Origin of the sequence: Nonomuraea lactucae (genome assembly GCF_003313395.1) — a bacterium.
Lineage (GTDB): Bacteria > Actinomycetota > Actinomycetes > Streptosporangiales > Streptosporangiaceae > Nonomuraea > Nonomuraea lactucae.
Map to the genome: position 1 here is coordinate 1 of NZ_QNFZ01000113.1, position 5,887 is coordinate 5,887.

Annotated in this window: 5 protein-coding genes and 2 pseudogenes; 5 read left to right on the forward strand and 2 right to left on the reverse strand. The window is 71.7% G+C overall.

What is annotated here, in order from left to right; all coding sequences use genetic code 11:
- The 4 genes and pseudogenes from DQW85_RS08035 to DQW85_RS08050 form a co-directional block, all read left to right on the forward strand.
- Positions 1-231, forward strand: a pseudogene (locus DQW85_RS08035) (alkene reductase); the annotation flags it as partial.
- A 17-nt stretch (positions 232-248) separates the two neighbouring features.
- A complete protein-coding gene (locus DQW85_RS08040) occupies positions 249-728 on the forward strand; it encodes a MarR family winged helix-turn-helix transcriptional regulator (RefSeq protein ID WP_113699744.1) in 480 nt (159 codons plus the stop codon).
- 79 nt (positions 729-807) lie between these two features.
- The gene (locus DQW85_RS08045; RefSeq protein WP_113699745.1) at positions 808-1,713 is read left to right on the forward strand and encodes an NADP-dependent oxidoreductase; all 906 of its coding nucleotides are present in this window, start codon (positions 808-810) and stop codon (positions 1,711-1,713) included.
- A gap of 66 nt (positions 1,714-1,779) precedes the next feature.
- Positions 1,780-2,685, forward strand: a complete 906-nt coding sequence (locus tag DQW85_RS08050) for an alpha/beta hydrolase (RefSeq protein ID WP_113699746.1) — start codon at positions 1,780-1,782, stop codon at positions 2,683-2,685.
- A gap of 117 nt (positions 2,686-2,802) precedes the next feature.
- On the opposite strand, the gene pruA is transcribed toward DQW85_RS08050, so the two are convergent.
- Complete coding sequence (pruA, locus tag DQW85_RS08060) at positions 2,803-4,476, reverse strand: L-glutamate gamma-semialdehyde dehydrogenase (protein ID WP_113699747.1); 1,674 nt, start codon at positions 4,474-4,476, stop codon at positions 2,803-2,805.
- Position 4,477: 1 nt separating this feature from the next.
- Positions 4,478-5,395 (reverse strand): proline dehydrogenase family protein, encoded by a 918-nt coding sequence (locus tag DQW85_RS08065; RefSeq protein ID WP_113699748.1) that lies wholly within the window; start codon positions 5,393-5,395, stop codon positions 4,478-4,480.
- A gap of 75 nt (positions 5,396-5,470) precedes the next feature.
- Between DQW85_RS08065 and DQW85_RS08070 the strand changes: the two are divergent.
- Positions 5,471-5,887 (forward strand): annotated as a pseudogene (locus DQW85_RS08070) (PucR family transcriptional regulator); the annotation flags it as partial.

Sequence of the window (5,887 nt, forward strand, 5' to 3'; positions counted from 1 at the left end):
GACTGGCCGGCCGCGCTGATCCTCAACCGTCCCGGCGCCGACGTCGCCGCCCGCGCCCAGGACGTCGAGGCCGGCCTCGCGGACGTCGCAAGCGTCGGCTCGATGACGCTCGCCAACCCGGACCTGGCCGAGCGGGTGCGCTCCGGCGCGCCCTTCAACACGCCCGATCCGAGTACCTTCTACGGTGGCGACGAGCGGGGCTACACCGACTACCCGAAGCTCCGCCTTTAGCCCGAACTGAGGTGCACATGGACACGTCTCCGCTCCGGCTTCCAGGCACGGCACGCCACGGACGCCTGAGTTACGCGATCTTCACCCTGGCCCGTGCGCACCGCGCGTACGCGGCCGGGATGCTGCGTGACCTGGGGCTGCATCCCGGCCAGGAGCTGTTGCTGATGCAGCTGTTCGACCGGGACGGCCAGACGCAGTCCGAGCTGCTGGAGAGTGTCGGCCTGGACCACTCGACGGTCTCGAAGTCCCTGCGGCGCTTGCAGGAGGCCGGGCTGCTCACCCGCGAGCCGGCCGAGCACGACCGGCGGGTCCAGCTCGTCCGGCTCACCGACAAGGGCCGGGCCATGCGCGAACCCATCCAGGCCATGTGGTCCGCACTCGAACAGGTCTCCGTCCAGCACCTGGACGCCGACGCCATCGAGTCCTTCATCGCCCAGGCCCGGCTCATCGAGAGAGCCATCGTCGCACGTGAACAGAGGTTGGGCCAACCGGAATGAACGGACACCCCCCCGCGTTTCGGACAGGACAGAACGCAGACGAGCGCGGTACCCATTTCGCACGCCAGGAGACATCAGCATGAAGGCCATCGTTCTCGACCGCTTCGGCGGCCCGGATGTACTGCACGAGGCGGAGGCGGAGCTCCCCGAGCCCGGTCCCGGGCAGGTACGCGTCCGGGTCAGGGCGGCGGGGGTCAACCCGCTGGACGGAAAGATCCGCTCCGGCGCCCTGCAGGCCGTCTTCCCCACCCCGCTGCCGGCGATCCCCGGCTTGGAGCTCGCCGGGGTGGTGGACGCCCTGGGTGACGGGGTCAGCGAGGTGGCCGTGGGCGACGAGGTGCTCGGCTTCGCCGACACCGGCTCCTACGCCGAGTACGCGCTGGCCAGCACGTTCGCCGTCAAGCCGGACGCCCTGTCATGGGAGCAAGCGGTCACGCTGCCGGTGGCGGGGGAGGCGGCCGAGCGTGTGCTGCGGCAGCTCGGCGTGAGCGCGGGTCAGACCCTGCTGATCCACGGCGCGGCGGGCGGGGTCGGCACGCTGGCCGTGCAGCTGGCCGTGGCCGCGGGAGTGCGCGTCATCGCCACCGCAGGCCCCGGCAACCAGGACTACCTGGCCTCGCTCGGCGCGACCCCGACCCCCTACGGGCCCGGCCTGGTCGAGCGGGTGCGCGCCCTGGCCCCCCAGGGCATCGACGCCGCGTTCGACGTCGCCGGCAAGGGCGCGCTGCCGGACCTGATCGAGCTGCGCGGCGGCACCGAGCGCCTGGTCACGATCGCCGATTTCGCCGCCGAGCAGCTGGGCGTCACCTTCTCCGCCGTGCAGGAGCGCTCGGCGTCCGACCTGGCGGCCCTGGCCGACCTGGCCGCGCAGGGCAGGCTCTCCACCACCGTGGCCGCCACCTACCCGCTGGCCGAGGCGGACGCCGCCCATCGCGCCAGCGACGCCGGGCACGTGCGCGGCAAGCTCGTCCTGACCATCCCCTGACCATCCCCTGACCATCCCCCGACCATCCCCCTGGCCGCCGTCCTACCGAACCCCAAGGAGAATCCGATGAGCAAGGAACAACTCGCCGTCCTCGAAGACATGCTGAGGAACGGCCCGCTGGACATCGCCGGCGACCTCGCCCAGCAGCGTGAACTCTTCGAGGCCATGCTCGCCGCCATCCCCCTGCCCGGCGATGTGACGACGAAGGCGACCGAGCTCGGCGGCGTGCCCGTCGTCATCAGCGAGACGCCCGGGATCGACTCCGGCAAGGTCGTGTTCTACCTGCACGGAGGCGCCTACGTGCTGGGCTCGGCCACCGCGGCCCTGGGCCTGGCCTCCGATGTGGCCAGGCGGGCGGGCGCGCGCGGCGTGGTCGTCGACTACCGGCTGGCGCCCGAGCACCCCTTCCCGGCCGCCGTCGATGACACCGTGGCGGTCTACAAGGCCCTGCTCGACGACGGCGTCCCCGCCTCCAAGATCGCCTTCGTCGGCGAGTCCGCGGGCGGCGGCCTGACCATCGCGACGCTCGTCGCGCTCAAGCAGGCCGGTCTGCCGCAGCCGGCCTCGGCCGTGGTCTTCTCCCCTTGGGCCGACCTGTCGCTGACCGGCCAGAGCCTGACCGGCAAGGCGGACGTCGACCCCTCCCTCACCGCCGAGGGCCTGCGCCTGCGCGCCGGCGACTACCTCAACGGAGCCGACCCGCACTCCGTCCTGGCCAGCCCGATCTACGCCGACCTGACCGGCCTGCCCCCGCTGCACATCCAGGTCGGGTCGCACGAGGTGCTCCTCGACGACTCCCTGCGGCTCGCCGCCCGCGCCGCGGCCCACGACGTCCCGGTCGAGTTGCAGGTCTGGCCGTACATGCCGCACATCTTCCAGGCCTTCAGCGCGCTGCTCGACGAGGCCGGAGAGGCACTGCAGGCCTCGGCCGCGTTCACCACAAGGCACTGGGCGGACGAGACCCAGCCCTAGGCACAGGGCGATGGCCGCCGTCGCGACGAAGGCGGAAGACGTCGGATCCGACGTCTTCGCCACCGTCGAGCACCACGACCCCCGTTCGTGGCCTCATCCCTGCCTGACGCTTCGCGGCTAGTAGCCGAGCCTCTTCAGGTCCGGCTGCTCCCAGCCCGACTGCGGGATGTCGCCCCGGTACGGGGGCGTGACGACCGGCGGGACGAACGTCTCCTTGATCGTACGGGCGTTCACCCAGCGGATCAGGTTGAAGATCGACCCGGCCTTGTCGTTGGTGCCCGAGGCGCGGGCGCCGCCGAACGGCTGCTGGCCGACGACGGCGCCGGTCGGCTTGTCGTTGACGTAGAAGTTGCCCGCGGCGAAGCGCAGCCGGTCGGAGGCCGAGGCGATGGCGTAGCGGTCCTGGGCGATGATCGAGCCGGTCAGCGCGTACGGCGCGATGCCCTCCATCTGGTCGAGCACGGCGTCGAAGTCGCCGTCGTCGTAGACGTGCACGGCGAGCAGCGGGCCGAAGTACTCCTTGACGAAGATCTCGTCCGCGGGGTCGGCGCACTCCATGACGGTCGGCCTGACGAAGTAGCCGGCGGAGTCGTCGTAGGAGCCGGTGAGCACGTCCACGCCGGACGCCTGCCGTGCCCGGTCGATGGCCTCCTTGTGCTTGGCGAACGCCCGCCCGTCGATGACCGCGCCCATGAACGTCGACAGGTCGGCCGTCACGTCGCCCACGGTCAGCGACTCGGCGGTGGCCACGAAGTCGTCGCGCATGCGCGCCCAGATCGAACGCGGCACGTAGGCGCGCGACGCGGCCGAGCACTTCTGGCCCTGGTACTCGAAGGCGCCCCTGATCAGCGCCGTCGAGAGCACGCCCGGGTCGGCTGACGGGTGGGCGAGCACGAAGTCCTTGCCGCCGGTCTCGCCCACCAGGCGCGGGTAGCCGCGGTAGGAGGCGATGTTCGTGCCGACCGTACGCCACAGGTGCTGGAACGTCGCCGTCGAGCCGGTGAAGTGGATGCCGGCGAGGTCGGGGTGGGCGAGCGCCACCTCGGAGACGGCCTGGCCGTGGCCGGTGACCATGTTGATCACGCCCGGTGGCAGGCCCGCCTCCTCCAGCAGCCGCATCGTGAAGTGCGCGGCGAACTGCTGGGTGGGCGATGGCTTCCAGATGACGACATTTCCCATCAGGGCGGCGGATGTCGGCAAATTTCCGGCGATGGCGGTGAAGTTGAACGGCGTGATCGCCAGCACGAACCCTTCCAGCGGCCGGTACTCCATCCGGTTCCACACCCCGGGCGACGACGCCGGCTGGTCTGTGTAGAGCTGGCGCGCGTACGCCACGTTGAACCGGAGGAAGTCGATCAGCTCGCAGGCCGAGTCGATCTCCGCCTGCTGCGCCGTCTTGGACTGCCCCAGCATGGTCGCGGCGTTCAGCGTCGCCCGCCACGGCCCGGCCAGCAGGTCGGCCGCCTTGAGGAAGATCGCCGCCCGCTCGTCGAAGGAGAGCGCCCGCCACGCGGGCGCGGCCCGCAGCGCGGTGGAGACGGCCTCCTCCACGTCCCGCGCGGTGGCGTCCTGCGTGCGGCCGAGCACGGCCGCCTTGTTGTGCGGCTGCACCACGTCGATCGGCGCGCCGCCGCCCATCCGCCGCCGGTCCCCGATCGTCATGGTCAGGTCGATCGGGGACCCGGTCAGCTCCTTGATCCGGCTCTCCAGCGAGGCGCGCTCGGCGCTGCCCGGGGCGTAGCCGTACACCCGCTCGTTCGCGGGCGTGGGCACGTTGGTGATGGCGTCCATTTCACTTACCCCCAAGGGCACGAAGGAAGAAGGCGACGTTGGCGGGGCGCTCGGCCAGGCGGCGCATGAAGTAGCCGTACCAGTCGTCGCCGTAGGGAACGTAGACGCGGACCGTGTGGCCGGCCCCGGCCAGGGCCTGCTGCCTGTCGGTCCGGATGCCGTACAGCATCTGGTATTCGTGGTCGCCGACCGAGCGGCCGAAGCGGTCGGCGAGCAACTCGGTGATCGAGATCAGCCGGTCGTCGTGCGTCGCCACCATGGGATAACCCTTCCCCGCCATGAGGATCCGCAGGCACCGCACGTACGCCCGGTCCACGGCGGCCCTGCTCTGGTAGGCGACCGAGGCGGGCTCGCGGTAGGCGCCCTTGACCAGGCGCACCCTGCTGCCGGCGGTGGCCAGCTCCCGGCAGTCGTCCTCGCTGCGGAACAGGTAGGCCTGGATCGCCACGCCGGTCGAGGGGTGGTCCTCGCGCAGGGCGCGCAGGATGCCGAGCGTGGAGTCGACGGTGGTGTGGTCCTCCATGTCGAGCGTGACGGACGAGCCGTTGGCCTGGGCGGCGGCACAGATCTCGCGGGCGTTGGCGAGCGCCGTCGCGTCGTCGAGCCGCTGCCCGAGGGCCGACAGCTTCACCGACACCTCCGCGCGCCCCCCGAGGCCGAGCGGGCGCAGCGCCTCCAGCAGCGTCACGTACGCCCGCGCGGTGGCCGCCGCGGCCTTCGCGTCGCGCGTCTCCTCGCCCAGGTGGTCCACGGTGACGGCCAGCTTGGCGTCGCCGAGCCGTTCGACGGTGTCCCGCGCCTTCTCGACGGTCTCACCGGCGACGAACCGGTCCACCACCTTGCGGGTGAGCGGGAACCCCGACACGGAGCGGCGCACCAGCCTGCTCCGGGAGGTGGCGAGAAGCAGTTGACCGAGCATGATGTCAGCCTAAAACCGCAGGTCGCGGGCGGCCATCGACGCGCGTAACGCCGGTTGTGGCAGGCTGTCATACACATGGACAACTCGGCCGATCTGCAGGAGACCGTCGACGAGATCGCCCGCCTGCTCGGGGCGTCCGCGACGCTGGAGGACCGTTCGTTCAGGCTGCTCGCCTACGGAGCGCAGCACGGCGACATCGACACGGTCCGCCAGGAGTCGATCCTGCGCAGGCGCGCCACGCCGGAGGTGCGCGACTACTTCGAACGCTACGGCATCGCCCGGGCCGGCGACCCGGTGCGCATCCCGGCCGACGCCGACCTCAAGGTGCTGGCCAGGGTCTGCTGGCCGCTGCGGCAGCACGACGTCACCTACGGATACCTGTGGCTGCTCGACTCCGGCAGCCTCACCGACGCGGTGCTGCGCCGGGCCGAGCCGCTCGTGGCCAGGGCCGCCGCCGCGCTCGCCCGCGAGGCCCGCACCCGCCGTGACGTC

What these genes read in the sequence shown, in the direction of transcription:
- DQW85_RS08040 (WP_113699744.1), top strand. Translation starts at nt 249, where the DNA reads ATGGACACGTCTCCGCTCCGGCTTCCAGGCACGGCACGCCACGGACGC.
- DQW85_RS08045 (WP_113699745.1), top strand. Translation starts at nt 808, where the DNA reads ATGAAGGCCATCGTTCTCGACCGCTTCGGCGGCCCGGATGTACTGCAC.
- DQW85_RS08050 (WP_113699746.1), top strand. Translation starts at nt 1,780, where the DNA reads ATGAGCAAGGAACAACTCGCCGTCCTCGAAGACATGCTGAGGAACGGC.
- pruA (WP_113699747.1), bottom strand. Translation starts at nt 4,476, where the DNA reads ATGGACGCCATCACCAACGTGCCCACGCCCGCGAACGAGCGGGTGTAC.
- DQW85_RS08065 (WP_113699748.1), bottom strand. Translation starts at nt 5,395, where the DNA reads ATGCTCGGTCAACTGCTTCTCGCCACCTCCCGGAGCAGGCTGGTGCGC.